The organism is Niallia oryzisoli (assembly GCF_036670025.1).
GTDB classification, from domain to species: Bacteria; Bacillota; Bacilli; order Bacillales; family Cytobacillaceae; genus Bacillus_BD; species Bacillus_BD oryzisoli.
The window spans coordinates 1,249,772-1,275,113 of record NZ_CP137640.1 but is presented as its reverse complement, the minus strand read 5'-3'; the positions used below and the strand labels follow the sequence as shown (position 1 = coordinate 1,275,113).

At 39.7% G+C, this 25,342-nt stretch carries 26 protein-coding genes, 1 pseudogene and 1 other annotated feature; of the genes and pseudogenes, 2 read left to right on the top strand and 25 right to left on the bottom strand.

Going from position 1 to position 25,342, the window contains the following annotated elements:
- Positions 1–36 precede the first annotated feature (36 nt).
- The 7 genes and pseudogenes from R4Z09_RS06330 to nadB form a co-directional block, all read right to left on the bottom strand.
- Entirely contained in the window at positions 37–582 is a 546-nt protein-coding gene (locus tag R4Z09_RS06330) for an intercompartmental signaling factor BofC (protein ID WP_338451494.1), read from the bottom strand.
- A gap of 197 nt (positions 583–779) precedes the next feature.
- Positions 780–1,505, bottom strand: coding sequence for a YhcN/YlaJ family sporulation lipoprotein (locus R4Z09_RS06325; protein WP_338451493.1), 726 nt, complete (start codon positions 1,503–1,505; stop codon positions 780–782).
- A gap of 137 nt (positions 1,506–1,642) precedes the next feature.
- Positions 1,643–2,701, bottom strand: a complete 1,059-nt coding sequence (locus R4Z09_RS06320) for a phosphotransferase (protein WP_338451492.1) — start codon at positions 2,699–2,701, stop codon at positions 1,643–1,645.
- A 1,488-nt stretch (positions 2,702–4,189) separates the two neighbouring features.
- A pseudogene (gene safA, locus R4Z09_RS31015) lies at positions 4,190–4,343 on the bottom strand (SafA/ExsA family spore coat assembly protein); the annotation flags it as partial.
- Positions 4,344–4,522: 179 nt separating this feature from the next.
- Positions 4,523–5,626 (bottom strand): quinolinate synthase NadA, encoded by a 1,104-nt coding sequence (nadA, locus tag R4Z09_RS06310; RefSeq protein ID WP_338451490.1) that lies wholly within the window; start codon positions 5,624–5,626, stop codon positions 4,523–4,525.
- Between the two features lie 53 nt (positions 5,627–5,679).
- Complete coding sequence (gene nadC / locus R4Z09_RS06305) at positions 5,680–6,516, bottom strand: carboxylating nicotinate-nucleotide diphosphorylase (RefSeq protein ID WP_338451489.1); 837 nt, start codon at positions 6,514–6,516, stop codon at positions 5,680–5,682.
- A complete protein-coding gene (gene nadB, locus R4Z09_RS06300) occupies positions 6,485–8,047 on the bottom strand; it encodes an L-aspartate oxidase (RefSeq protein WP_338451488.1) in 1,563 nt (520 codons plus the stop codon). Before nadB ends, nadC begins: the two co-directional genes overlap by 32 nt.
- Before the next feature lie 287 nt (positions 8,048–8,334).
- Here nadB and R4Z09_RS06295 point away from each other — a divergent pair, with 287 nt between their 5' ends.
- Together R4Z09_RS06295 and R4Z09_RS06290 are read left to right on the top strand one after the other, a co-directional pair.
- Positions 8,335–9,468, top strand: a complete 1,134-nt coding sequence (locus R4Z09_RS06295; protein WP_338451487.1) for an IscS subfamily cysteine desulfurase — start codon at positions 8,335–8,337, stop codon at positions 9,466–9,468.
- Between the two features lie 12 nt (positions 9,469–9,480).
- Positions 9,481–10,026 (top strand): transcription repressor NadR, encoded by a 546-nt coding sequence (locus tag R4Z09_RS06290; protein ID WP_338451486.1) that lies wholly within the window; start codon positions 9,481–9,483, stop codon positions 10,024–10,026.
- Between the two features lie 48 nt (positions 10,027–10,074).
- On the opposite strand, the gene pheA is transcribed toward R4Z09_RS06290, so the two are convergent.
- The 18 genes from pheA to R4Z09_RS06200 form a co-directional block, all read right to left on the bottom strand.
- Entirely contained in the window at positions 10,075–10,926 is an 852-nt protein-coding gene (gene pheA / locus R4Z09_RS06285) for a prephenate dehydratase (protein ID WP_338451485.1), read from the bottom strand.
- A gap of 166 nt (positions 10,927–11,092) precedes the next feature.
- The gene (locus R4Z09_RS06280; RefSeq protein ID WP_338451484.1) at positions 11,093–11,548 is read right to left on the bottom strand and encodes an ACT domain-containing protein; all 456 of its coding nucleotides are present in this window, start codon (positions 11,546–11,548) and stop codon (positions 11,093–11,095) included.
- Positions 11,549–11,660: 112 nt separating this feature from the next.
- Complete coding sequence (obgE, locus tag R4Z09_RS06275; RefSeq protein WP_338451483.1) at positions 11,661–12,950, bottom strand: GTPase ObgE; 1,290 nt, start codon at positions 12,948–12,950, stop codon at positions 11,661–11,663.
- Between the two features lie 40 nt (positions 12,951–12,990).
- Positions 12,991–13,527, bottom strand: a complete 537-nt coding sequence (locus R4Z09_RS06270; RefSeq protein ID WP_338451482.1) for a sporulation initiation phosphotransferase B — start codon at positions 13,525–13,527, stop codon at positions 12,991–12,993.
- A 178-nt stretch (positions 13,528–13,705) separates the two neighbouring features.
- Complete coding sequence (rpmA, locus tag R4Z09_RS06265) at positions 13,706–13,999, bottom strand: 50S ribosomal protein L27 (protein WP_150440556.1); 294 nt, start codon at positions 13,997–13,999, stop codon at positions 13,706–13,708.
- A gap of 13 nt (positions 14,000–14,012) precedes the next feature.
- Positions 14,013–14,345: a ribosomal-processing cysteine protease Prp gene (locus R4Z09_RS06260; protein ID WP_338451481.1), complete on the bottom strand. Its 333-nt coding sequence runs from the start codon at positions 14,343–14,345 to the stop codon at positions 14,013–14,015.
- Between the two features lie 11 nt (positions 14,346–14,356).
- Positions 14,357–14,665 (bottom strand): 50S ribosomal protein L21, encoded by a 309-nt coding sequence (rplU, locus tag R4Z09_RS06255; protein WP_338451480.1) that lies wholly within the window; start codon positions 14,663–14,665, stop codon positions 14,357–14,359.
- A gap of 12 nt (positions 14,666–14,677) precedes the next feature.
- Positions 14,678–14,760, bottom strand: a sequence feature (ribosomal protein L21 leader region).
- Between the two features lie 56 nt (positions 14,761–14,816).
- Positions 14,817–16,316 (bottom strand): Rne/Rng family ribonuclease, encoded by a 1,500-nt coding sequence (locus R4Z09_RS06250; protein WP_338451479.1) that lies wholly within the window; start codon positions 16,314–16,316, stop codon positions 14,817–14,819.
- A 30-nt stretch (positions 16,317–16,346) separates the two neighbouring features.
- Positions 16,347–17,213 (bottom strand): M50 family metallopeptidase, encoded by an 867-nt coding sequence (locus R4Z09_RS06245; RefSeq protein ID WP_338451478.1) that lies wholly within the window; start codon positions 17,211–17,213, stop codon positions 16,347–16,349.
- A complete protein-coding gene (locus tag R4Z09_RS06240; protein ID WP_338451477.1) occupies positions 17,206–17,988 on the bottom strand; it encodes a M23 family metallopeptidase in 783 nt (260 codons plus the stop codon). The genes R4Z09_RS06245 and R4Z09_RS06240 overlap by 8 nt, the downstream gene beginning before the upstream one ends.
- A 158-nt stretch (positions 17,989–18,146) precedes the next feature.
- Complete coding sequence (gene minD, locus R4Z09_RS06235) at positions 18,147–18,950, bottom strand: septum site-determining protein MinD (protein ID WP_338451476.1); 804 nt, start codon at positions 18,948–18,950, stop codon at positions 18,147–18,149.
- Between the two features lies 1 nt (position 18,951).
- Complete coding sequence (minC, locus tag R4Z09_RS06230) at positions 18,952–19,632, bottom strand: septum site-determining protein MinC (protein ID WP_338451475.1); 681 nt, start codon at positions 19,630–19,632, stop codon at positions 18,952–18,954.
- 305 nt (positions 19,633–19,937) lie between these two features.
- A complete protein-coding gene (gene mreD, locus R4Z09_RS06225) occupies positions 19,938–20,456 on the bottom strand; it encodes a rod shape-determining protein MreD (protein ID WP_338451474.1) in 519 nt (172 codons plus the stop codon).
- Positions 20,456–21,334: a rod shape-determining protein MreC gene (mreC, locus tag R4Z09_RS06220; protein WP_338451473.1), complete on the bottom strand. Its 879-nt coding sequence runs from the start codon at positions 21,332–21,334 to the stop codon at positions 20,456–20,458. The genes mreD and mreC overlap by 1 nt, the downstream gene beginning before the upstream one ends.
- A gap of 22 nt (positions 21,335–21,356) precedes the next feature.
- Entirely contained in the window at positions 21,357–22,379 is a 1,023-nt protein-coding gene (locus tag R4Z09_RS06215) for a rod shape-determining protein (protein ID WP_338451472.1), read from the bottom strand.
- A gap of 216 nt (positions 22,380–22,595) precedes the next feature.
- A complete protein-coding gene (gene radC / locus R4Z09_RS06210) occupies positions 22,596–23,285 on the bottom strand; it encodes a RadC family protein (protein ID WP_338451471.1) in 690 nt (229 codons plus the stop codon).
- A gap of 42 nt (positions 23,286–23,327) precedes the next feature.
- Complete coding sequence (locus R4Z09_RS06205; protein WP_338451470.1) at positions 23,328–23,894, bottom strand: Maf family protein; 567 nt, start codon at positions 23,892–23,894, stop codon at positions 23,328–23,330.
- Positions 23,895–24,199: 305 nt separating this feature from the next.
- Positions 24,200–25,312, bottom strand: coding sequence for a hypothetical protein (locus R4Z09_RS06200; RefSeq protein WP_338451469.1), 1,113 nt, complete (start codon positions 25,310–25,312; stop codon positions 24,200–24,202).
- Positions 25,313–25,342: the final 30 nt, after the last annotated feature.

Here is a 25,342-nt window from a genome sequence, read left to right as displayed (position 1 = left end):
AAAAAGAACCGGTTAACCGGTTCTTAGGTAGATTCTTTAATTGGCCTGTTTTTCTTTTGAATAAGATTTAAACGTTTCTAATACTTCAACATAACGATCTTTTGTTTTAATAGGAATTCCTTTTTTTAATTCCATTCTTTTGCGGCTTTCAAGCTTTCCGACATCTATTTGGAAAAAGGATTGAATAATATGGGATTTATAAGGTTTTCCATTAAAAATCGTTAAAATCCCGTCCTCCGTAACACCAAAATAACCATTTGCTTTCAATAATGGCGAGATATCGTCCATTTCTTTACGAAATATGAACTTTCCCTGGTCCATCCCAATCAATTGCCATTCATCATATTTAGCCCAAAAGTTTTCCATTGAATAAATGGTTTCTGTGATGGTCTCTTCACTTATTTCTCCGTCGACATACATGTACGTTAAGACCACTTCCACTTCAACAGGGAGTTTAATTTCTTCAGCTGGTTGATTAGCAGATGCTTTTCTTATTTCTCCTCCAAGCGCAAAATCTGCTAAAAAGATCACCCATACAACTCCACATAGGGCAATTATTCGAATAAACCTTTTTGCCTGCATAGACGATCACCTCGTTTTGTAATCGGAGAAACGGCTTTTTAATATAATTAAGAAAGCGAATGATCTGTAAATGACACGTGTATTTCTTATTATCACATTACTATTTTGACCATTTTTTTCTTGCTTATCCCAGTTTAGAAGATAAAAAATTAAAACAGAGCGAAGCACATGCCCGCTCTGTTTTTTCATTCCTGTATTTAATCATTATTTACATTTGTTCGGTTCAGATTTCTTATTTCCCTGTCCAGTTCGTCTTTCGGACCGCCATTTCGCAAATCATTGTTAATAACCTTGATACGGTTATATTGACTTTCATTTGTCATGATTTTGACAGACCTTCCGTTAACATGAGACTCGATGGCATTTTTAATATTTCTTTTTGTCTCTTCTGCCTTATTTCCATCGTTTAACCGCACACCAACAATTATATTTTCTTTGTCAATTACGGTCTGAGCATCCTTTACATTTTCTACCTTTTTTACTTCACTCGTAATTTGTTCACTTAACCTTCCATCGTACCCGGTGTAATAGCTTTGGCGCGTCGGAAGTGCGCCGTTATTTAAATGACCATGATAGTTCTTATCGCCAGCGCCAATATCATATCTGCCATCATTGGCAATTTCACGATTATTTATTTTGTAAAGGCCATTGTTATTCTTCATTTCCTGAACACCTTGACGGTTCAATTCCCGTTCTTTTCCCAATGAATGATCCAATGCTTCTGTAGCGGGACCATCATTATCATTCTCAAGCAAAATGGCATTCCCGCCATTTCCGTCATGGTTTTCATTTGAATAATAGCCGATCGGAATCGTATCATCATTCCGCCGGTCTTGCAGAGCTGTTTCATCATCGTTACCACAGCCAGTAAGACCGATCATCAATATAGATGATATTAACCAGAATTTTGTATGTTGTTGCAAGCGAGTTCCACCTCTCCACTAAGAATGAGCATTGCATTTTGATTGCGTTTTCATTTGGGCTTACAGGCTTTTTTTTAATAAAATGTAAACTCAATGCTCATTATTAGAATGTGAGAGAACTCCGCCTTTCAATCCTGTCAGTTACCACCATTTATTCTGGCTTCGATTTCTTTGTAAAAATCCTTTCGTTTTTCAAATTGCCTTAAAGTTAATTCCATGACAGTGCGAAGTTTTCGATTGTCATTATAACTTTTCTCTTTTACGAGTCGATTCCATTCACGGAAAATATCAGTTGGATAGACAAGCGCATACAAAAATACATGATGATTAAAATATGGGCGAAACTGTTCAAATGAGGTTAACTCTTGCAATGACCAATTTAAAAAAGGGAGGATTCGGTTTGCATATTGTAAATAATCTGATATGACAGGACCAATACTAATTAAATCAAAATCGATTAATAGCAATTCTCCATTTGAGGTTCGAAAAAAGTTATGGTGGGCAACATCCCCATGTAATATGACATTCGGAAATGCATATAGTGAGTTTTTTTCCTGTTTTAAACCCGTTATTGACCATTCTGCCCAAGCTAATAAGTCTTGTATGACTTCCTTTTGCAAAAAAAATGAAATTAAAGAAATATTTTGCTCAAATAGCCGATACCTTTCTTCCCATTTATCAATTAGATGAAAAGATGGCAGGATCGTTTTATACCTTCCAACCAGTTTTTCTGATACTGTATGAAATCTTTGTAATAGTTGTATTCCTTCCTGACAATTATTTTTTGAATCATAGAAAAATGGCTGCTCCCCTCTTTTCAGAAATTCAAGAAAACCAAAGTACTGTGACTCGAAATATAAGCAATGTTCCTTCGGAAAGGAATAGAATGAATACGTATAGGGAAACCCTTCCTTTTTCAGCGATTGGGTAAAAACTTCTTGGATTTTCAAACGTCGAAGCGATGAATAGCCTTTTAAAACAAATTGAAAACCATCACTCAGCCTGACTATAAACACATTTCTTCTTAACGGAGTAAGACGAACGATTTGAAAAGGCAGATTTTCGTTTAAATAGGAGAGGAGACGATCATGAAACCCATCGTCTCCTCTAAATTTAGCCGTTATATTCACTGCTTTCTTCATCCCTTGGTGGATAACCCGGTCCAAAATCATATGGACTTCCATAAGGTGCTCCATATTCAGGTGCCCCTGCTTGCATATATGGATCGTAAGGAAGCTGACCATAGCCCATTTGCGGATAATGCTGACCTGGATAAAATCCTCCTGGCATCATCGGAGGAACATATTGCCCAGGATTTACTCCATAACCACCCATCGGAATCCCTGATGCCGCGCCGCAGCCGCAATCTTCCTGGACAGGATATGGCATTTGCTGACCCATCATCGGCATTGGTTGACCCATCATTGGCATTGGTTGACCCATCATTGGCATTGGTTGACCCATCATCGGCATTGGTTGACCCATCATCGGCATTTGCTGTTCCATCATTGGTATTTGACCCGGCATCATTGAAGGTTGTGCCCCCATCTCAGGGTATCCAGCCTCTTCTGAAACGCCTTGTACTTGTGGAAATGGCTGATTTCCAAACGACGGATTAGTTGCAGGCATTCCTTCACCGCTTGTCATTGGTGAATACATCTGCGGCATATATGGAGATGACTCGTCATACATATCAGGACCCTCTTGAATCCCGCCTACCATACTAGGCTGATTCGGCATTGGCGCCTCCGGCATATAAGCCCCCTGTACTTGCGGCATTGGCTGCTGTCCATACATAGGCGCATATGGCATTGGTGGACACGGCATCGGCTGAGCCGGCATCTGGACTCCCATTGCAGGAGGGTATGGCAGCGGTTGAGCCGGCATTTGTGCTCCCTGTACCTGTGGAAATGGCATTTGTGCCGGCATATTCGTTCCCTGTACCTGCGGGAATGGCATGGGTTGACCTGGAAAACAAGGATCGAAACATGGGTCAAAATTTGGCATATATGGATACATTGGCTGGAAATGACCTCCTACATAATGATCGATTGGGGGTGCCATAATTGGCGACTCTTCTACAGGACTTTCCATAACCGGCTTTACCTCCGGCAGAACATTTACTGGCTTCGGCGGCAATTGTGGCAATGGCTTTTGCTGCTCTTTTACGTTAACATTTGCCATATTCATCATATAATAATTATTTACGTCAATTTCTGGGACTGGTTGCGGCATTTTAGGCGGATATGGATGTTCAACCGGCATCTCCTTTGGAACCTCTTTAACTGACTTTATTGGTTTTGCCTTTGGAACTTCTTTCGGAGCCTCTATTGGTTTTGCTTTTGGCACTGGCTTCGGTGTTTCTATTGGTTTTGCTATTGGTACTGGTTTCGGTGTTTCTATTGGTTTTGCTTTTGGCACCGGTTTCGGTATCTCGATTGGTTTTGCTTTTGGCACTGGCTTCGGTGTTTCTATTGGTTTTGCTTTCGGAGCTTCAACAGGTTTTGGCTTTGGCGCCTCTATTGGCTGGGCTTTTGGCACTTCAACAGGCTTTGGCATCTCCTTCGGCTTCTCTTTTATTATTTCTTTTGAAATTGGAATCTCCTGCTTCGGCATTTCTTTTTTGGAACTCATATTAATTTTCGTCCCTTGTACGCCAGTTGGCGCTTCTTTCTTTATATTGCCTCCTGATGTTGGGACTTTTATTTTCATACCGGGCATAATCATATCGGGGTTGCTAAGCTGTGAATTCATCTTTTTCAGCTCTTCAAAATTTACGCCGTACTTCTTGGCTATTTTCCAAAGAGTGTCCCCTTTTTGTACGATATGGATTTTCACTCTGATTTCCCTCCCATGCATAAGTCCTTTCATTCTATGTTGAATTGGGCAAATTGCTAATTTAAACTTCATAAAAACTTATGCTATTTTTTGAATAAATATGATTACGCCAAAAAAAGTGTCAGGCACCTTAAAAAGACAACTGTCTTTTTAAGGTGCCTGACACCCTTGTACATTCTTTATTTTTGCAGCATTCTATCAAGTGCTAGTTTAGCCTTTGCTGCTACGTCTTCATCTACTTTAATAATATTATTTTCAGCTGTTCCCTGTTCGATTGATTCTAGTGACCAAGCTAAATGAGGAAGATCGATACGATTCATTGTTAGACATGAGCACATATATGGATTCAAGGAAACAATATGTTTATCTGGGTGCTGTTGTATGATTCTGTTCACTAAATTCTGCTCTGTTCCGATCGCCCAAGCTGAACCTGGTTCTGCTTTATTAATCACATCAATAATATAATTAGTTGAACCGGCCATATCACTCAAGGCAACGACTTCACGGGAGCATTCCGGGTGAACAATGATCTTCATTTCAGGATGTTGTTTTCGAACATTATGGACGTTAGCGACCGTGAAATTTTCATGGACAGAGCAATGCCCTTTCCATAAGATAACTTTTACATTTTCAACTGCACCGTCATATTCAAGTCTATTTTCCTGTTGATTCCATACAGCCATGTCCTCTAAAGAAACGCCTAAATTATAAGCTGTATTTCGGCCTAAATGCTGATCTGGCAAGAATAAAATTCTTTCTTTTTGCTCAAATGCCCAAGAAACCATTTTTTCCGCATTCGATGAAGTCACTGTTGCTCCGCCATGTTCACCGACAAATGCCTTAATGGATGCTGTTGAATTCACATACGTTAAAGGTAGAATGGTGTCTCCGAACGTTTCCATTAACACTTCCCAGGCTCTTTCTGTCTGATAGATATCTGCCATATCTGCCATGGAACAGCCTGCACGCATATCCGGTAAATATACCTTTTGCTCAGATGTCGTTAAAATATCAGCTGTTTCTGCCATGAAATGCACGCCGCAAAAGGCGATAAACTCTGCATCCCGGTTCTTTGCAGAAAGCTGAGCCAGTACTAAAGAATCTCCTGTTGCATCGGCAAATTGAATAACCTCATCCTTTTGATAATGGTGTCCTGGAATAAACAGGCGATTCCCTAATCTCGCTTTTACTTCTCTGACACGATTTTCTAGTTCTTCTGTAGACATTTGTTTGTACACGTCCGGAATCATTGTTCTATTCATTGATTGTAAAATTGTCGTCATATCCCCACACCCTTTTAATAGTAGATTAAGAACACACCTTATAAATGATTAATCTATCCAATTTTCACCCTAACACTGATATCAAGTGCCTTCACTGTATGTGTTAACGCACCGAGCGAAATGACATCTACTCCTGTATCCCTGTAATCTGCCAAATTGTCCAAGTTAATTCCGCCAGATGCTTCTGTGTAAATTCCTTCTGGTACAAGCCCGATCCATTCTTTAATTTCCTCAGGAGTTCGGTTATCAAACATAATGACATCCGCTTTTGCTGCAATTGCTTCAAGCATTTGTTCTTTCGTTTCAACTTCTACTTCTATTTTTACCATATGACCAATTTGAGAACGTGCCTTTTCAACTGCCTTTGTAATCGAACCAGCAAAGGAAATATGATTATCCTTGATCATAACTGCATCATACAAACCAAAACGGTGATTTGCTCCGCCGCCGCATTGAACAGCATGTTTTTCAAGCATTCGCAGCCCAGGGGTTGTTTTTCTTGTATCGGCAATTTTTGTATGCTGACTATTTAATATATTAACAGCTTCATTTGTTTGCGTAGCAATGCCGCTCATTCTTTGAATAAGGTTAAGTACTACCCGCTCCCCTTTTAATAAGCTGGCTACTTTGCCTTTTACACTTGCAAAAATTTCACCTTTTTCAACTCGATCCCCTTCTTTCACTTTCAGATCGATGACACAATCTGGATCTAATAAATGAAAGCCGATACGAATCACGTCTTCACCGCAAAAGATTCCATTTGCCTTTGCGATAAAAATAATTTCACCCATTTCTTCTTCACCAAAAATAGATTCGCTTGACAGATCCCGATCCCCAATATCTTCAATGAAAAATTGCTCAAGTTGTAAGCGCAATTTCAGCTTGTTCAACGCGACCACCCTTTATATGTTGTATTATTTGTGTTTGCTCCCATGCTTTATCTTCATTTGGATAATCTAGACGCAGATGACCACCACGGCTTTCTGTTCTTGTAATCGCTGCTTTCGTTACCAGCCATGAACTAATCAGCATAAATACTTTATTTAGTTCTTCAACTGATAAGTAATCTAAATCAGCCTCAAGCCATTGATCAATCGCAAAACCCTCCAGAAAATCCAATTGTTTTTTTAAGTTCTCTTTTGATCTTACAATACCGGTCCGCTCCATCATACTATTCTTCAGCTTGGTTATATCAGGCAGCATACTTCGGGAAGGTGTTATCTTTTCATTCGTTCTTTTTCGGACTAGTTTCTTCTCTTTAACCTTTGAACCATTGATAAAGGCGGCTAAACGCTTGCCAAAGAATAACCCTTCTAGCAAAGAATTGCTTGCCAGTCGATTTGCCCCGTGTATACCTGTACATGCTGCTTCCCCTATTGCATAAAGTTGAGGGATCGTGGTTTGTCCATTCAGATCTGTGACAATGCCGCCCATTAAAAAGTGACAGCCTGGTACAACCGGTATTTTGCCATTGTTCACATCGATTCCATTCTCCTTACAAATGGAAGCAACCGTAGGAAAATGGGCTTCAAAATCATCAATTGAAGAAATGTCTAAGTATACTGTATGTCCTTTTTTCAGCCAGTTATAAATGGTCTGTGAAACAACATGCCTTGGAGCTAAATCCTTATATGGGTGAACACCCTCCATAATGTATGTTCCATCCTCTGTAACGAGTCTTGCCCCTTCACCTCTAACCGCTTCTGAAACAAGTCCGGCACCTTTCCCGCCAGCATATAAAAGGGTTGGATGAAATTGAACAAATTCCATGTCAGCCAGCTCTGCACCTGCACGGTAAGCTAAAGCTAAACCATCACCTGTCACAGTTTCAGCATTAGATGTAAAGCTGTAAAGCTGCCCCAGGCCGCCTGTGGCAATGACCGTGTGATCAGCAAACACTTGAATCGAGCGGCCGTTGCAATCTTTTGCCTTTACTCCAATGCATTTATCTTCATTAACCAATAATTCATAGACTGTCATATTTTCAATCACAGTAATATGGTCAATTTGTTTGTGTAAAAAATCAACTACTGTTTTCCCTGTTGCATCTCCACCGCCATGGATGATTCTTTTCTCGCTATGCGCACCTTCCAGCCCCAGCTTTACATGACCTGATGCATCACGATCAAAAGGACATCCCTCGTGCAGGAGTTCATTTATTAATTCAGGTGCTTCTTTTGTCATTAAAGAAACAGCTTCATGATTGTTATGGAAACGCCCAGCTTCTAGTGTATCCTCGTAGTGTTTCGATGGATCATCATGTTCTGATAAGGCGACAGCAATTCCTCCTTGGGCTAAATAAGAATTACTGGTTGTTACTTCAGCTTTTGTGATAATAATCACATGCAAGTCACTACTTAGCTTTTTAGCCAATTGTAAAGCCGCTATCCCGCTACCAATAATAACTACATTTGCTTGCATTTTCCCTTCATCTGCCCTTCATCTGCCTTTTTAAGTTAACAGGTGTCTTGACACATATATTTACATAGATTTAAACTAATGACAAGCATTTTTTCTTAAATTCCGTTAGATTACTTTATTTCCCATGTGTTTTTTTCTTTTGTTACCTACATGTTTACTAGATTTATTAAATAATTTCAGCCAAAGAGTTTTAAAGTTTAGCAATTATTTTAAAGTCCTTTTATAATAGCTCTGTTCATGTGAAATTTTGATCACTCTTAAAAAATATGAAATGTTGGTGAACCCTTATGAAATATTTCGATTATGCAGCAACAACACCACTGGATTCTGAAGCAGCCAATATCTATGTTCAAGCAGCTACTGAATATTATGGCAACACGGGAAGTCTCCATGATATCGGCAGTACAGCAAAAGACATACTTGAAAATTGCCGGGAGGAATTTGCCCGTCTTCTTGCTGTACAAAAGGATGGTGTTTTCTTTACCAGCGGCGGTTCAGAAAGTAATTTTTTGGGGATCCATTCACTTCTCTCAGCCAAGAAAAAACAGGGCTTCCATATTATATCTAGCTTAGCAGAGCATTCATCCGTCCGCAGTACATTAGATGCATTGGAATTACAAGGCTATGAAATTACCCTCCTGCCATTTACTGAAAATGGACAAATCGATATCGACAGGCTAAAAAGTGCAACCCGAAAAGACACCGTCCTAATTGCCATTCAGCATGGGAATTCAGAAATTGGCTCATTGCAGCCAATCGAAGAAATCGGCAATTGGTGTCAGGAGCAGCAAATATTATTTCATAGTGACTGTGTTCATACATTTGGAAAAATTAATTTGAATAAAATAATAAACCTCGTTGATAGTTTATCAATTTCATCGCATAAATTTTACGGTCCGAAAGGGATAGGGGCTGGCTATATTAATCCTAAGCTTGCTTGGAAGCCTTATTACCCTGGCACAACACATGAGAAAGGCTTTAGACCCGGTACTGTGAATGTTCCTGCGATCGCTGCTATGACGGTTGCAGCACAAAAGAGCATAGAAAAACAAGAATGGCAGTTCACAAAGATAGAAAAACTACGTCAGCAGCTTTTAGCTATTTTAGCTGAAGCGGGTGATCAAATCACCCTATACCAAAATACCGAAGAACAACAGCTTCCCCATACGCTTGGACTGCGTCTAAACGGGCTGGAAGGGCAATGGGTGATGCTCGAATGTAACAGACTCGGATTTGCGATTTCGACGGGGAGCGCCTGCTCCACAGGTCTTACTTCGGCATCGAAAACCATGACTGCCATGAATATACCTGAGAAAATCGGAAAGGAATTTATCCGTATTTCCTTTGGACATCATACTAATGAACAGGATGTAGCAGCTCTCGGTGAGACGCTCTTGAATATCATCCACGATAAGCACTAGGGAGGGAAAAAAGTGAAGGAACAGAAGAAGGTTTTCGGAGAGGAAAGACGAACTTTGCTGCTATCCCTCTTAAAAGAAGCGAATGAACCAATGACAGGCAGTGATTTAGCTGCTAGAACAAATGTCAGCAGACAAGTAATTGTAGGCGATATTTCCTTATTAAAAGCAAGAAATGAACCAATTATTGCAACCAGCCAAGGGTATCTATATTTAAAAAGTAATTCTCCTGTTACAATGTATGAGCGTACCATCGCCTGTAAACATCCTCCTGAGCGAACGGAAGAAGAATTGTGTATCTGTGTTGACCATGGTGTGACCGTCAAAGATGTAAGAATTGAACATCCGGTTTATGGAGATTTAACGGCTTCAATTTTAGTTTCAAATCGAAAAGAAGTAAAACAGTTTATCAAAAAAATCCATTCAACTCAGTCCTCCTATTTATTGGAGCTGACAAACGGAATTCATCTTCATACCATTTCTGCTCCATCTGAAAAAGCACTGGATGATACAGTAGAAGCCTTAAGGGAAGCTAGCTTTCTCATTGATACGAGTGAATAAAAATAAATAGAGTCAGACTCCATTATTATGCTTGTCTGACTCTTTTTTTTATTTTTTTAATTGATAGTATGGATAGCTGCCTAAAATCTTTACGTGGCAGTCTAAGGCTTCGATTTCAGCAATAGCACCTGGAATTAACACATCATCAAGCGCTGTATCTAAATCAACGATAAAGAAGTAATTTCCAAGACCTGTCTTAGTTGGTCTCGACTCAATTTTAATTAAATTCAGCTTTCTCCAGGCAAACGCGGATAGTACTTGATGAAGGGCTCCGGAATGGTCTGCCGGCAGCGTAACCATTAAGGTTGTTTTATAACCAACATAATTTGGCTTAATCGGCAGATTTAACGCTTGTTTTGATAAGAATATAAAGCGGGTATGATTAAAGTCAAAATCATGAATATCGTATTTGGCAATGACGAGGCCGTATTCCTTTGCTGCCAATTCGTTCGCGATTGCACCAATCGGCTCATCAGAATGCTCTGCCACATATTGGGCTGCCCCAGCTGTTGATGTATAGCCTTCTGCTCTCACTCCCTTTAACTCCTGGTGTAAAAACTTGTGACATTGGGCAATTGCATGTGTATGACTTATAATGGTCTTTATTTCCTTCCAGTTATCCAGCTGATTAGGATGGACCATTAAATGCTGGCGTATCGGTGCAGAGAGTTCCCCTCTAATTGGTAAATCCACTTCATGAATCAAGTAATCAAGGGTAATGTTGACGGAGCCTTCCAAAGCATTTTCAAGCGGCACAACCGCTATATCTATTTCGTCATTCACAACTGCATCGATACAGTCAGGAATAGTTGTATAGGCAACGGATTCATATTCTGGAAACATTTCTCGCACGGCCAAATCTGTAAATGTTGCTCTAGGACCTAAATAACCTGTTTTCACTTCACTATTCTCCCTATTTTGTATTTTACAAATACTTTACCACTTAAAAAAATAAAAGTACATTACTTTACAACTATAATTTATTGGCTTTTGTACATGGTTGCTGATTTTCGTAAAATTTTTTCTTACATAGAAATATAAAAAAGGCGCTGATTCAAGTGCGTTATTATGCACCTGAACCAAGCACCTCTACTTTTTCTACGAACTCCAATCGTCTCAGTCTCGTTAGAAGCTCTTCGATATCTATTTCCATATCAACTGTATTAACGGATAGAGTCACGTTTGCCCTTCCTTGAAGCGGAATGGTTTGGTGTATCGTCAATACGTTACAGCCGGTTGAAGCGACCGTTGTTAAAAGATGCGAAAGAGTACCTGAGCGATCCTCTAAATAGAAAAACAGGGTAATTAAACGTTCCTTGACAATGGTGTGAAACGGGAAAACGGTGTCCCGATATTTATAAAATGCACTTCTGCTTAAGTCAACACGCTGTACCGCATCCCAGACCGATTCAGCTTTTCCCCGTTCGATCATTTCCTTGGCTTCAAGCGTTTTTTTCATTGCTTCAGGCAGCACATCTTCCCTTACTAAATAAAACTTTTTATCAGCTTTATCATGTCTCATTCCTCTACCCCCAAAAACATATACACAAGCATCTTTATCATTTCTACGCTTGTGTTAAACGATGCGATTCTTTACAACGCAGTTTTTCACAGGTATTGTCATATGCAAAGGTTTATTCAATAAATTCAAATTCAAATTCTAACAGTCTAACGGTATCTCCATCTTTAGCGCCTTTTTCACGGAGCGCCTCGTCAACGCCCATTCCGCGAAGCTGACGGGCAAATCGTTTCACAGACTCATCTCGTGAAAAGTCGGTCATCTTAAATAATTTTTCAACTGCATCACCAGATAACACAAAGCTACCGTCCGGGTCCCTTGAAATTTCAAATTCCTTCTGCTCTGCTTCATGCTTATAGAGAACATGGTGTACACCGTTATCCTCTGTTTCAGCCTCAAGCGGAAATTCAGGTGTATCCTCAAGCTTATCCGCAATGGCAAATAATAAGTCTCTAAGACCCTTTCTTGTGACAGCGGAAATTGGAAAGATCGGATAATCTTCTGTCAGTTTTTTCTTGAATTCCTCCAGATTACTCTCCGCTTCAGGCATATCCATCTTATTAGCAACAATAATTTGCGGTCTTTCCATTAAACGCAAATTATATTGTTCCAATTCATTATTAATTGTCACATAATCCTCATATGGATCCCGGCCTTCCATTGCTGACATATCTATAACATGAACGATGACTCTTGTTCTTTCGATATGACGTAAAAATTGGTGCCCCAGCCCGACTCCAGAGTGTGCACCTTCAATCAGCCCCGGCAAGTCGGCCATGACAAAGCTGCGTCCGTCCTCTGTTTCCACCATGCCTAAATTTGGCACAAGCGTTGTAAAGTGATAATCGGCTATCTTTGGCTTTGCCGATGAAACAACCGATAATAACGTGGATTTACCAACACTTGGGAAACCGACAAGTCCCACATCTGCTAAGAGCTTTAATTCAAGAACAACGTTTCTTTCCTGACCCGGTTCACCATGTTCGGAAAGCTCCGGAGCAGGATTTGCAGGTGTAGCAAAGCGTGTATTTCCTCTGCCGCCTCTGCCACCTTTAGCAATGACGGCACGCTGGCCATGCTCAGTTAAGTCAGCAATGACCGCATTTGTTTCAGCATCGGTTACAACCGTTCCAGGGGGAACTTTGACAATCATGTCTTTAGCTCCCTTACCATGCTGATTTTTTGACATTCCGTGCTCACCGCGCGGTGCTTTAAAATGACGTTGATAACGAAAGTCCATCAAGGTCCGTAACCCTTCCTCCACTTCAAAAACAACGTCAGCGCCCTTACCGCCGTCCCCGCCAGCAGGACCGCCCTTTGGCACATATTTTTCCCGGCGGAAGGCTACCATACCGTTACCGCCATCCCCGCCCTTGACATATACTTTGACTTGATCCACAAACATATTTCATTTCCTCCAAACGATTAATTGGAACAAGAGCTCACTAATAGGGAATCAGCAACTCAAGTGTAAATTCCCGCTCATTTATTTCAAACTGTTTTATATCCATCTCAAAAGAAGTATTATGTAAAAATGGCTCTATTGTTTCTTTATTCTCTATTATTCCACAAAAGTCAAAAAAGAAACGAAGCCCTTCCTGCTGCTGTTCAATTGTTAGGATTAAATGATTATCATAATAGCTTTTTATACTTTTGTTCAAAATAGTAAAAAACCTACTCGTCCATTCGGTCAGCCTATCATCATCAAGTTTCCCGCATTTATGATCATCAATTACTTCAAACTCCAACTTAAATGATTCCGTTTCCCAATTATGTAGTAAGAGCAGCGATGTAAACTTAGGAAGGTTTAAATTTGATAACTTTGTTTCATGTTGTGCCTCGATGACAATTTCCGCAATAATTTCTTTTACACGGTCCATTTTATTTAAATCGATATTTCCTTTGATTAATTGCAGTTTATTTAACCAGTCATGCCGCGCATGGCGAAGCACATCAACTGTATTCCATTCTTTTTTCATCATCTATAATACCCCTACAAGAGTTTTTAGTGTCAAGACTGCTTTTTGCTAGTATATCAAAAAAGTTAGGTAGAGTAAGCATTTTAAAGGAAAAAAGAAGAAACTTAGGTCCGATTATTTTATTTTATCTGCAACATAAAGAAAACTCTAACCATAACAGTTAGAGTTTTCATCATCAATATTATGCTTCTTGAGCTACAGGGTATACGCTCACTTGTTTACGGTCACGGCCTACACGCTCAAATTTAACAACACCGTCAACCTTTGCGAATAGAGTATCGTCACCACCACGGCCAACGTTTACTCCTGGATAGATTTTCGTACCGCGTTGGCGATAAAGGATGCTTCCGCCAGTTACGAATTGACCATCCGCACGCTTAGCACCTAGACGCTTAGCGATTGAGTCACGACCGTTCTTAGTTGAACCTACTCCTTTTTTAGAAGCGAAAAACTGAAGATCTAATTTCAATAACATTGTATTCCACCTCCTACTTTTTGAAGGTTATTTTTATGTGCTCTCTGTATTGTTCTTCAATCGTTTGTAAGGAAATCACCATCGCTTCGAGAATAAGCTGGATTTTCTCTTGAACAGTGTCCGGAATTTCTTCTGGAACCGCACAGCTTAAAAATCCATCCTCACCCTGCTCGATATCAGGGATGACTCCTGTTAACTCATGAACAGCATTAATCGCCCCAAAGGATACGGCTGATGCTCCTGCACAGACAATATCCTGACCATGTTCAGCGAATAATGCATGTCCCGTCATCGTAAACGATTGAATCAATTCAGACTCGTTACGATTAATCGTAATTTGAATCATCGTTCAAAACCTTACGCGTTGATTTTTTCAACAACAACTTTTGTGTATGGCTGACGATGACCTTGCTTTTTGTGGTAGTTTTTCTTTGCTTTATATTTGAAAACAATGATCTTCTTTGCGCGACCTTGCTTTTCAACTTTAGCTGTAACTGTAGCTCCCTCAACAACTGGGCTTCCTACTTTTACATTTTCACCACCAACGAAAAGAACCTTATCAAAAGTAACTGTTTCGCCTGCTTCAGCGTTTAGCTTCTCAATGTAGATTGTTTGACCTTCTTCTACTTTGATTTGCTTACCGCCTGTTTCGATAATTGCGTACATAACTGCACCTCCTCATAAACTCAGACTCGCCAATCGCAGGTGTTTTGCCAAAAAAACAAACTCTTAATACCTGTTCTGAGCGGTTGTAGCACAGGTGCTACAAACATAACATGAAAATATTATCACATAAGAGAAGACTATGTCAATCCCATTACCGTATCTTTCCGATATGATAGAAAGGCCGGAGGCTGGAATGCACCTCAAAAAGGATTGTAAAGCCTAATATTTCCTCCAGCCTATTATGGTGAACGTTTTGGTCTCCACAGAATACCTTTTTTACCTCTTCGGCTAATTCAATGACAACCTCTTCAATATCACGATAGCGATATTCATAAAGTTCTCTTTCTAGGCGAAATGCAATCGTTTCAGCGCTGGGAATTTTCCCGGTTCCTTCACATTGCGGGCATCTTTCCATTAGACTTTCAGAGAGAGAAACCTTTGTCTTTTTTCTCGTTAATTGTAAAATACCAAGCTGTGTAAAGCCGATTACCTCCGTCCGTCGTTCATCCTTTTGTAATTCCTTCTTCATTTTATTTATCACTTGGTTTCGTTCGTGATCGCTCTTCATATCGATGAAATCAATTAAAATCATGCCTCCGATATCACGCAGGCGGATTTGTCGCGCCGCTTCTTCGGCTGCCAGCAGATTGGTTTTTAAAACGGTATCAGCTAAATCATTCTTACCCGAATATTTCCCCGTATTAACATCAATAATGGTTAAAGCTTCGACCTCATCCATCACTAAATAGGCTCCATTATCAAGCCAGACCATACGTTTTAATAATTTTTCCAATTCCCCTTCAAGATGGTGATAAGAGAAAATATTTTCTTTATCTGTATACATCATTATCGGAAGCTGCGGAAACTCCTTTTTCAAACGTTCTGCAATATCGCGGTCATCAGCGATTACCTCGACATCATCTGAAATCGGTGTAATTTCCGCTATCATCTCCGATAGGAAATGATCCTGCTCCAGTAAAATCCCCGGTTTTTTCATTGCTTTTGCCTGAATTTCAAGCTCACGATAGGCTTGTCTAAGCTCAGTTAATTCCTTACGAATATCCTGCTGTGATAAAGTTAAACTCGCTGTACGAAAAATTAAACCTTCATCCTCTTCTTTGATTTCATAGCCAAACTGCCGCATTTTTTCTTTTTCTTCCGGCCGCTCCATTTTTTTAGATACAGCCACGTATTTTCCTTTTGGCATGTAGATGATCGATTGACCTGAAAGCTCAATGACTGCATTTAATCTAGGTCCCTTTGTACCCGTGGCATCCTTGTCTACTTGAACCATCAGCCTTTCCCCTTGATGAACAAAGGAGGAAATACCTTTTTTCTCTTTTTGTGATTTTTCCTCTTCTGACAGCACATATGAAGGCAATTTATTGCGGTAGATAAAACCATTTTTTCCTTCCCCGATTTCAACAAAAGCGGCATTCATTCCGGGAAGCACCTTGGTGACCGTTCCGATATAGATGTTTCCGACAAGAGAGGAATGTCTTGGCTGTTTTACAACAAGCTTTTCCATTTTTTGATTATGTAATAGTGCAAAGCGCTTTTCTCTTGTTAAATAATTCACGACTAATTTCTTCAAATCATGTTCCTCGCTTTTCCAACGTAAAAATGAGTGAATATCTTTATATTCACTCATTTTTCCCTTCACTTCTATTATTATCTCGATTTAATAAGGATAAAGCAACTCTCCAATTTTCGCATGCAGCATTTTCTCAGAAAAATAAGCATGAAGCAATTCATTTTCATCTAACTGCTCTGTTTCTGCGTCTTCCTTTTCAATGATAATTAAATGCTTGCAGCCGCGTTGAAATTGTTCTAGAACACGGATGATGGACTCTTCCTCGTTGACATAAATATGCTTTAACGTTTTGAATTCCATATTATTTCCATAGTAGCGCTCAAGTAAAAAGCGCACGAAGACATAACGTCTTTGTTTCCATTCGTAAAAGAGCGAAAAACTTAAGAATCCAATCACAATCCACAAATTCAAATTAAAAGGCTGTACGAAAAGTAAGAGCATAAAGAATAGCAGCAGACTAACTGCGGAAATAAAGACTGTTTTTAGATGTGCAATTGGGAAGGATTCCTTTTGCGACCTCCATAGATAAATAAGTTTACCTCCGTCAAGCGGCCAAATCGGAAGCAGATTAAACAGCAGTACCATAATATTAAATTCAACAAATATTGTATAAAAATGCTCAGGAATCAAAGAAAATTGATTTAGCATGAACGCTAATCCAATCATCCATACATGCTGTAAAGGTCCTGCGAGCGTAACTAACGCTTCTTCCTTTAACGGTCTGTTACCATGTTCGTCAACCTCCGCTACACCGCCAAACGGCAAAAGCGAAATCCTTTTGATTCGCCAGGAGAAAAAAGCGGCCGCAAAGGCATGACCCAATTCATGCATAATCACAATGAACAAAAAAAGGGACAGTTCAATAAAATGAGCCGTCATAATTGATAAAGCCATCACGAGCCACAACAACGGATGAATATGAATGTATTTCAATACTGTTAACATATTAGTCAAATTGAATCACCTGTATTGGATCAACAAAATCTTCACCCTCTTTAATAGCAAAATAAAAAGAGCTGTTTGTTCCATCCGCATAATCAGTGGCCTTTCCAACCTTTGTACCCTTTTCAATGTATTGGTATAACGAAACATCCACTTCACTTAAATTCCCATACCATGATTCGCTTTTATCTGCATGCTGAATCACAACGGTTTGACCAAATCCTTCCTGCTCTCCAATAAAACGAACAAGTCCTTCATTCATGGCCTCAACAGCTGCTCCTTGACCCGTTTCAATCGTGATTCGCTGCCCGTTTTCGCCAAAGTCCTCCAAGATTTTTCCAGAAGCAGGCAAGGCGTATTGAGGTTTCGATTCGACAGGTCTATTTTCTTCACTTTTTTGTTCATTGGTCGGCAAGAGTGCCAAAGGCTTGCCAAAAGTACCTTCATACCAGTCAGATACTGCAGCAAATTGAAACTCTTCATTCATAGATTTGGTGACAAATTCTCTTGCAGAATCCAATTCAGGAGTTTGATTTCGAAACATTATGGCAATGACAAGCACTAAACAAGCAGAGGCCAATACTTTAAAAATGAAAACTTCTTTACGAAAAAGTGGATGATTTTCTTCATCAACAGGACCGCTTTCATAAGATGTCATTCTTTCAAACCCATAACGCTCCTCATCCTCTGTCCACGGTAGCTTTGTTTCCATCTGCCGCGTCGTCCGCTCACGTTGTTTTTTTCTTTTTTCGATCCTTCTTCGAATGTCATCATTTCTTGAACGCATGATCCCCCCACCATTCCTTATAAGGCAATTTAGTAGTACAAGTCTATGAACAAGTCCCGCAAAATATGACTCTCCCAAAGACTGGAATAGGGTTTCGAGGATTGTTAGGCATAGGCATCTGCAAACATAAAAAGGGGCCGACCCAATGGGCCAGTCCCTTACTTTACACCAAAAAATTTCTTAAGTTTTTTAAATACACCGCCACTTTCTGGCTCCAGCGTTTGAAGCGGGATGGATTCACCCAAAATTCTTCTAGCAATATTACGATAAGCAATACTTGCTCTGTTATTAGGATTTAACACAATTGGTTCACCGCTGTTTGAGGCTTTAATGACTTCATCATCATCTGCCACAATTCCGATCAATTCAATCGATAAATGATTAGTCACTTCATCAACATCAAGCATGTCTCCGCTTTTCATCATATGATTACGAATCCGGTTAATAATCAGTCTTGGAGGCTCTAGCCCTTCCTCTTTCTCAAGCAAGCCAATAATCCGGTCTGCGTCCCTTACAGAAGATACTTCGGGATTCGTTACGACGATCGCTTTATCAGCACCTGCAACCGCATTTTTATAGCCTTGCTCGATTCCCGCAGGGCAGTCAATAATAATATAATCATAATCCTGTTTTAATCCATCTACTAAATCTTTCATCTGCTCAGGAGTGACAGCAGTTTTATCACTAGTTTGGGCAGCAGGAAGAAGATAAAGGAGATCCTCAAATCGTTTATCCTTTACGAGCGCCTGGTGGATTTTACATCTTCCCTCGATCACATCGACAAGATCGTAGATGATTCTATTTTCAAGACCCATGACTACATCAAGGTTGCGGAGACCGATATCTGTATCGATCAAACATACACGCTTCCCCTGAAGAGCCAAAGCTGTACCAATGTTCGCAGAAGTCGTCGTTTTTCCAACTCCGCCTTTTCCTGATGTTATAACGATTGCTTCTCCCATCCTACCTTCCCCTTTCCAATCTCGTTAAATTCGGTCGAATGTGCATTAAAACTTGTAATTTATCAATCATGATCTGACCATCTTCATTTATAAAAGCACATTCCATATCTCTTGGTTCCTCTTCATCATAATGATCTGGTGCCCGATTAATATGCTTACTTATCCGGAGCTGAGATGGCTTCATAATGGAAGCGGCAACAATTGCCTCATTATTTCCAAAACAGCCTGCATGGGCGATTCCTTTTAATACACCCATGATGAAAATATTCCCCCCAGCAATTACGGTACCGCCTGGATTCACGTCGCCAATTAATAATAAATCCCCAGGTACTTTTAATACTTGACCGGAGCGGACAATTCTTGTGACAGAAACAATTTCTTGTTCCTCTTTCATTTTCTCTACTTCTTCTTTTGTCATGACATTAGAAGTAATGGAATCTACAATAAGATTCTTTTTTTGACTAATCAATTCTTCTAATTCTTCCGCCTGCTGTTCCGTTAAATAACGATTCCCCACTTGGACTTTTACTGTGATCAGCTGATTGCCATCCTGTAAGCGGGAAGTTTCCGATAATTTCCACTGGAGCTCTTTTTTTAGCTCTTCAAAGGAACAACTATCGTTCAAGTGAAGAGTAAGCCCTTCTTTTGTACCTTTTATGGTTACATTTTGGAGTTTTTTCATTTAAAGATGGTCACCTCAACTAGAGCACTATTAAAAAAAGAATAGATTAAGAGAATTTATATAAAAAATGGGTTTTATGTTCCTTTATTGATAATCATATACCATTTGTTTTTTTATAATAAGCATGAATACCCAGTAAATAAAACCGTTTTATTACTTCGACAAAAATTGTAAAAACTCCTTTATCAAAATAACAAAAAGCTATTTTAACAAGATAAATTATCAATAATAACAAGATTTAACAAATCGCTCGCAAAAATCTCCAAGCTTGTAATAAAAAAGGCAAACGACTAAAGCAATATGCTTTAATCGTTTCTTAATGCTTCTGCATAGCTCTCCAAATACTTTTTCAATGGAAGAGCAATCAGGACGATAAAGATTAGATTTAATATTAATGTCGGCAGAAGTCTAATATCAACAAAACTAGAAAAAGCCATATCCGTCCTGTCGATGATAAAATTCATTTCGTATACTCCTAATTCTAATAGGGAGACCCCTAGTAGGGCAACAAGAGAAACAATAACAATATTACTTTGGAGTACCTTCATAATCCATGAGGTGATATAGGCAACTAATGGGAGCATAAATAAGTAGATGCCAATAACTTCTGTGTAAACTACATCGAATAGCAGTCCAAAAATAAATCCATACATAAGCCCATGCTTACGATTTCCATAGATCGTTGTAAAAATAATCGACACAATCAAAAAATGAGGGACGACGATTCTTTTACTAGCGAGAGATTCTATCGTCATCAATTCAACAAAGATGCTTTCCAAAAGAAAGCAGAGGCTGATGATGAGAGGAAGAAAAGCCTTTCTCACTATTTCTCCTCCTCCTCACCTATCATATCACTCAACTCTGGCTGGATCATTCCCCGCTTCACGACCATGACATGTTCAATATCATAGAAATTCGCTCCAGGCTTTACATAGGCCATTTGCGTTAAGCCGTATTCGTCCGGAACAACTTCCTCAACAGTACCAATCACTAACTGCGAGGGAAAAATACCGCCCATACCGGATGTTTGGACAATCTGTCCTTTTTTAATTTTTGCTTCATACGGAATTCTTTTTAATAAAAGCAATTCCTTTTCACGATCAAAGCCTTCGATTTGACCGTAGTACGTTTCTGTTCCGACTATTTCCGCTGACACACGGTTGGTCGCATCATTTGAGCTTAGTAATTGAACGGTTGCTGTGAACTGCCGGCTGTTTTTTACTTTTCCAATTAACCCGGTTGATGTAATAACAGACATATCCTTCTTAATTCCATCTGTCGAGCCTTTATTGATTATTAACAACTCATTCCAGCGATCAGGATTTCGGCCAATAACCGTTGCTTGAATCGGCTCATAATCGCTCAAGGATTCCTGCTTATCTAAGATATCCCTTAGTTCTTCATTTTCTTCCGTTAAGCTCTGTACTTCAGCTTTCAGCTGTGCCAACTCATTTAATCGTGATTTTAATTGTTTGTTTTCTTCGTATGTATTTTGCAAGTCTTTTACATTTTCAAAAAAACCGGCAAAGTAATGAGCCGGTCTCGACACAAGGGTTTGAACCCAGCCGGTCGTATCCTTAATAAACTGTTCCGGCCAGGTTAATTCTTCACGTTCTTTTAGTGAAAACCCTATTAATGACACGAGAATGATAATGCTAACAAGCAAAATAATCAGGCGTTTGTTCAGAAAGAACTGTGGCATTTAGAACACCTCTATATATGTGTTAGCGAGAATCTCGCGCTTTGTTTTTAAATAATTGAATATGGTCAAGAGCCTTGCCTGTTCCAATGGCTACACAATCCAGCGGATTCTCGGCAATTAACACAGGCATTTTGGTTTCTTCGCTAATTACTTTATCTAAATTGCGTAATAAAGCACCACCGCCTGTTAAAACAATCCCTCTGTCCATAATATCGGCAGCAAGCTCCGGCGGAGTTTTTTCAAGTGTTACTTTAACCGCATCAACAATGGCATCAACTGTGTCTCTTAAAGCCGTTGCGATTTCCTTTGCTGTAATTTCAATTGTTTTTGGCAGACCTGTTAATAGATCACGTCCGCGAATTTCCATATTGTCAATTCCTTCTGCCTCACCTGCAGAGCCAATTTCCATTTTAATCGCTTCTGAAGTTCGATCGCCAATCATCAAATTATAGGTTTTACGAATATAATTCACAATTGCGTCGTCCATCTCATCTCCGGCAATGCGGATGGATTGACTTGTCACGATACCGCCAAGTGAGATAATAGCTACTTCTGTCGTACCACCGCCAATATCCACTACCATGCTTCCAGTCGGCTCCCAAACGGGTAGGTTGGCTCCAATAGCAGCAGCAAACGGCTCTTCAATCGTATAGGCATCACGGGCCCCTGCTTGACGTGTCGCATCAATGACCGCTCTCTCTTCAACAGCAGTAATACCGGATGGAACACATACCATTACATACGGCTTACCCGAAAAAACACTTTTTGTTTTTAAAGCTTCTTTAATATAGTACTTCATCATAACAGCTGTAGTTTCATAATCAGCGATAACTCCATCCTTCATTGGGCGAAGCGCCACAACATTTCCCGGAGTTCTGCCGATCATATTTTTCGCATCATTCCCAACCGCTACAATACTTTTTGTATCTGTTTGTAATGCTACAACAGAAGGTTCTCTGACAACTACCCCTTTTCCCTTCACATAGACGAGCGTATTTGCCGTACCGAGATCGATCCCAAGATCCCTTGTCCCAAATCCAAACATGATTGTATCTCCCTTTCTAAAACAAAATGCAAACTTTCAAGGTAAGGTCTTTTTGCCTCCATTGATAAAAGTTTCACTTACCAATTTGTTGTTTCCTATTTCCCATGAACTGAACTGTCATTTATGCATAAATCCTCTTTATGTCCTAACATTTGCGAAAATCCGTCAAAAAATCACAAACTATATTATATCCTAACGTCCGACAAAATCCTAGTGTTATAAATACCCTTTCTCCTTCAAAGATACAAATTTATTTTCGCCGATGATCAAATGATCAAGGAGCTCGATTCCAAGAATTTTGCCGCACTCAACAATCCTTCTTGTGACTTCAATATCCTCACGGCTTGGCGAGGGATCTCCTGAAGGGTGATTATGCACACAAACTATAGATGCGGCTGAGCGACGCAAGGCTTCTTTATAGATTTCGCGTGGATGTACGATTGATGCATTTAAGCTGCCGATAAAGATGGTTTTTTTGTGGAGGACTTGATTTTTTGTATTTAGGTAAAGGGTAACGAAATGTTCTTGGGATAGAAATCTCATGTCATTCATGACATATTTGGCTCCGTCTTCCGGCGACCGAATGACATAGCGGTCATCATGCTGCAAATTGGAGATTCTTCTTCCCAGCTCAATCGAGGCCAATACTTGAATCGCTTTGGCCGTTCCAATTCCTTTGATTGAGGTTATTTCATCAAGGGTTGCATCTTTCAATAACCTTAATCCTTCAAAATGGGTGAGAAGACGGTTTGAAAGCTGGAGAACTGATTCTTCCTTTGTACCAGTTCTGAGCATGAGAGCAATTAATTCCTGATTTGATAAGCTTTCCGGACCATAATGAATATATCGTTCACGCGGCCGTTCATCCTTTGGATAATCACGGATCATTAATGGTTCTGATTTCATATTTGTCTCCCTTTCTAAGAACTTTGGGAGTACGAAGAAAAATTAGCTGCTATATCCAGCCTTTTTTAGCTCTCTGATTGTTCGAGCAACCGGGAGGCCGACAACAGAAAAATAATCCCCTGATATTCTTTTGACAAGGATACTGCCGAACCCTTGAATTCCATAAGCCCCAGCTTTATCAAAGGGCTCTCCTGTGTCAAGATAGTCATTAATTTCTTCATCCGATAACTCCCAAAAATCTACATCTGTTTTCTCAAAAAATTTACGTTCATTAGATTCTGATACAATTGCCACCCCTGTGTAAACCGAATGAGACCTGCCGGAAAGACTTTTCAGCATGGAAAAAGCTTCCTCAAGGTTTTGTGGTTTACCTAGAATGGTTTGGTCTCTTACCACGACAGTGTCTGAACCAATGACAAAGGAAGCTGGATGCTCCTTCGATACTGCCTTTGCTTTTCGATAGGCTAAGGCCATCACGATTTCTTCCGGACTCCATTCCGGATCATAATTCTCATCTACATCGCTTGAAACTGTGTGAAAAGATAATTGGAGATTTTCTAGTAGTTCTTTTCGCCGTGGAGATGATGAGGCTAAAATGAGGTTTTTCATTGTTTCACCTTACCTTTATCAAAGTTTAGGAAGATACAGCTCCATCGTAACATTAATAATGTTGACAAACAATTAGATATCAGCCATAACCCTATTAAATAGACCCTTACATATCATTTGCATGAATTCTTTAAAGCATACTCTATCAATTCATGAAAGTGTGCCGGCCAAAAAAATAACGATAGGCAAGGCAGCCTACTTTCATAGCTTACCTTACCTATCACTATCAATAAATTATAAACTATACTATTTCCCGGAAAATACGAGTATCGACGACAAATGACATCAGCCTGTTTAATGGACGACTATAAGCTTTGATAACTTGCAAGAAAAGATAATAAACTTTGTTGTATTTTGTTTAGGGTATCGGCTCCAGGATTTTTCTCATATTGCTTAATTTGCGTTGAAGCTGTTTCTAGTTGAGAATACATATCGATGACTGTTTTATTTTTCAGCTTATCCTTATCTATTTTGGAAAGAATCGCTGTCTCTTTTTCAACATTCTCTATCGCAGCTGCAGGTATGCTGCTTGAAACACTTGCAGAGGTGACACTTACTGTGAGGGCATGAAATAGCTGTGGGGACAATTCAAGCAGTTTCTTTTCTTCTTCATGTTGTAGATTGATTTTCTTCTCACTTATTGAAAATTCCTTTGAGAATGTTTCAATCCCGTTTCCATTTAGCTCTTTACCAATGGTTTTCGCATCGGCAACCGTTTCGGCCATACTAACAAAAATTGCAAATTTTCCTTCAACAGGAATAATCGCCGCTGGAGTGCCTTTCTCTTTTAATGCTGTCAATGTACTTTCTGCAGCCCCTTGTGATGAGTAAATTCCCTCCTGAACAACGACAGCAGAAATAGGCTTTAGTGTAACTTCAACATTGTCATTAGCAGCGGGTTGAACGGACTGCTCATTTGTTTGATCATTGACAGCCGCTGGTTTTTCTTCCACGACTACCTGTTCAGTCGGTACTAATTTAAGTAAAATAAGTCCGAATAACGTTCCCAGTATGATAGCAAAAAAAATGGAAAGCAGCATCGTGATATTGATCGGTTTCCGTCCTTTGGTCTTTGGCTGCCCCTGGGTATGGGTGTTTTTTTTATTTATAAGAGCTTTGAATGATATTGGCGACTTCTCTTTCTTTTTATCTTCGAGGTAAATGATTTTTGAGTCTTCCTTTTTAGGAAGACTGCTGCCGCTTGGTAAAATCCAGTCAAATTCTTCACCGCCATTCATTGACTCCCTTGCCGCGGCTGATTCTTTTTCAACAGATTCTCTCTGTTTCGGCTGTTTGTCACTGCTTTCACGCTCCTTTTTTTGTTTATCGGGTGGTATTCCTTGGTTATCTTCATTAAACGGACTGTGTTTTCCATTAATTTTAACCGAAATGGTGTTCCCGTTATTTGGCTTGTCCATTATTCAGCCCTCCCCTGTCTTGTGCTGGTT

Bases quoted from the DNA above. Each gene is read 5' to 3' on its own strand.
- R4Z09_RS06330 (WP_338451494.1), bottom strand. From the start codon at position 582: ATGCAGGCAAAAAGGTTTATTCGAATAATTGCCCTATGTGGAGTTGTA.
- R4Z09_RS06320 (WP_338451492.1), bottom strand. From the start codon at position 2,701: ATGGAGCACCTTATGGAAGTCCATATGATTTTGGACCGGGTTATCCAC.
- nadA (WP_338451490.1), bottom strand. From the start codon at position 5,626: ATGACGACAATTTTACAATCAATGAATAGAACAATGATTCCGGACGTG.
- nadB (WP_338451488.1), bottom strand. From the start codon at position 8,047: ATGCAAGCAAATGTAGTTATTATTGGTAGCGGGATAGCGGCTTTACAA.
- R4Z09_RS06295 (WP_338451487.1), top strand. From the start codon at position 8,335: ATGAAATATTTCGATTATGCAGCAACAACACCACTGGATTCTGAAGCA.
- R4Z09_RS06280 (WP_338451484.1), bottom strand. From the start codon at position 11,548: ATGAGACATGATAAAGCTGATAAAAAGTTTTATTTAGTAAGGGAAGAT.
- obgE (WP_338451483.1), bottom strand. From the start codon at position 12,950: ATGTTTGTGGATCAAGTCAAAGTATATGTCAAGGGCGGGGATGGCGGT.
- R4Z09_RS06270 (WP_338451482.1), bottom strand. From the start codon at position 13,527: ATGATGAAAAAAGAATGGAATACAGTTGATGTGCTTCGCCATGCGCGG.
- rpmA (WP_150440556.1), bottom strand. From the start codon at position 13,999: ATGTTATTGAAATTAGATCTTCAGTTTTTCGCTTCTAAAAAAGGAGTA.
- R4Z09_RS06260 (WP_338451481.1), bottom strand. From the start codon at position 14,345: ATGATTCAAATTACGATTAATCGTAACGAGTCTGAATTGATTCAATCG.
- rplU (WP_338451480.1), bottom strand. From the start codon at position 14,665: ATGTACGCAATTATCGAAACAGGCGGTAAGCAAATCAAAGTAGAAGAA.
- R4Z09_RS06250 (WP_338451479.1), bottom strand. From the start codon at position 16,316: ATGAGTGAATATAAAGATATTCACTCATTTTTACGTTGGAAAAGCGAG.
- R4Z09_RS06240 (WP_338451477.1), bottom strand. From the start codon at position 17,988: ATGCGTTCAAGAAATGATGACATTCGAAGAAGGATCGAAAAAAGAAAA.
- minD (WP_338451476.1), bottom strand. From the start codon at position 18,950: ATGGGAGAAGCAATCGTTATAACATCAGGAAAAGGCGGAGTTGGAAAA.
- minC (WP_338451475.1), bottom strand. From the start codon at position 19,632: ATGAAAAAACTCCAAAATGTAACCATAAAAGGTACAAAAGAAGGGCTT.
- mreC (WP_338451473.1), bottom strand. From the start codon at position 21,334: ATGCCACAGTTCTTTCTGAACAAACGCCTGATTATTTTGCTTGTTAGC.
- R4Z09_RS06215 (WP_338451472.1), bottom strand. From the start codon at position 22,379: ATGTTTGGATTTGGGACAAGGGATCTTGGGATCGATCTCGGTACGGCA.
- radC (WP_338451471.1), bottom strand. From the start codon at position 23,285: ATGAAATCAGAACCATTAATGATCCGTGATTATCCAAAGGATGAACGG.
- R4Z09_RS06205 (WP_338451470.1), bottom strand. From the start codon at position 23,894: ATGAAAAACCTCATTTTAGCCTCATCATCTCCACGGCGAAAAGAACTA.
- R4Z09_RS06200 (WP_338451469.1), bottom strand. From the start codon at position 25,312: ATGGACAAGCCAAATAACGGGAACACCATTTCGGTTAAAATTAATGGA.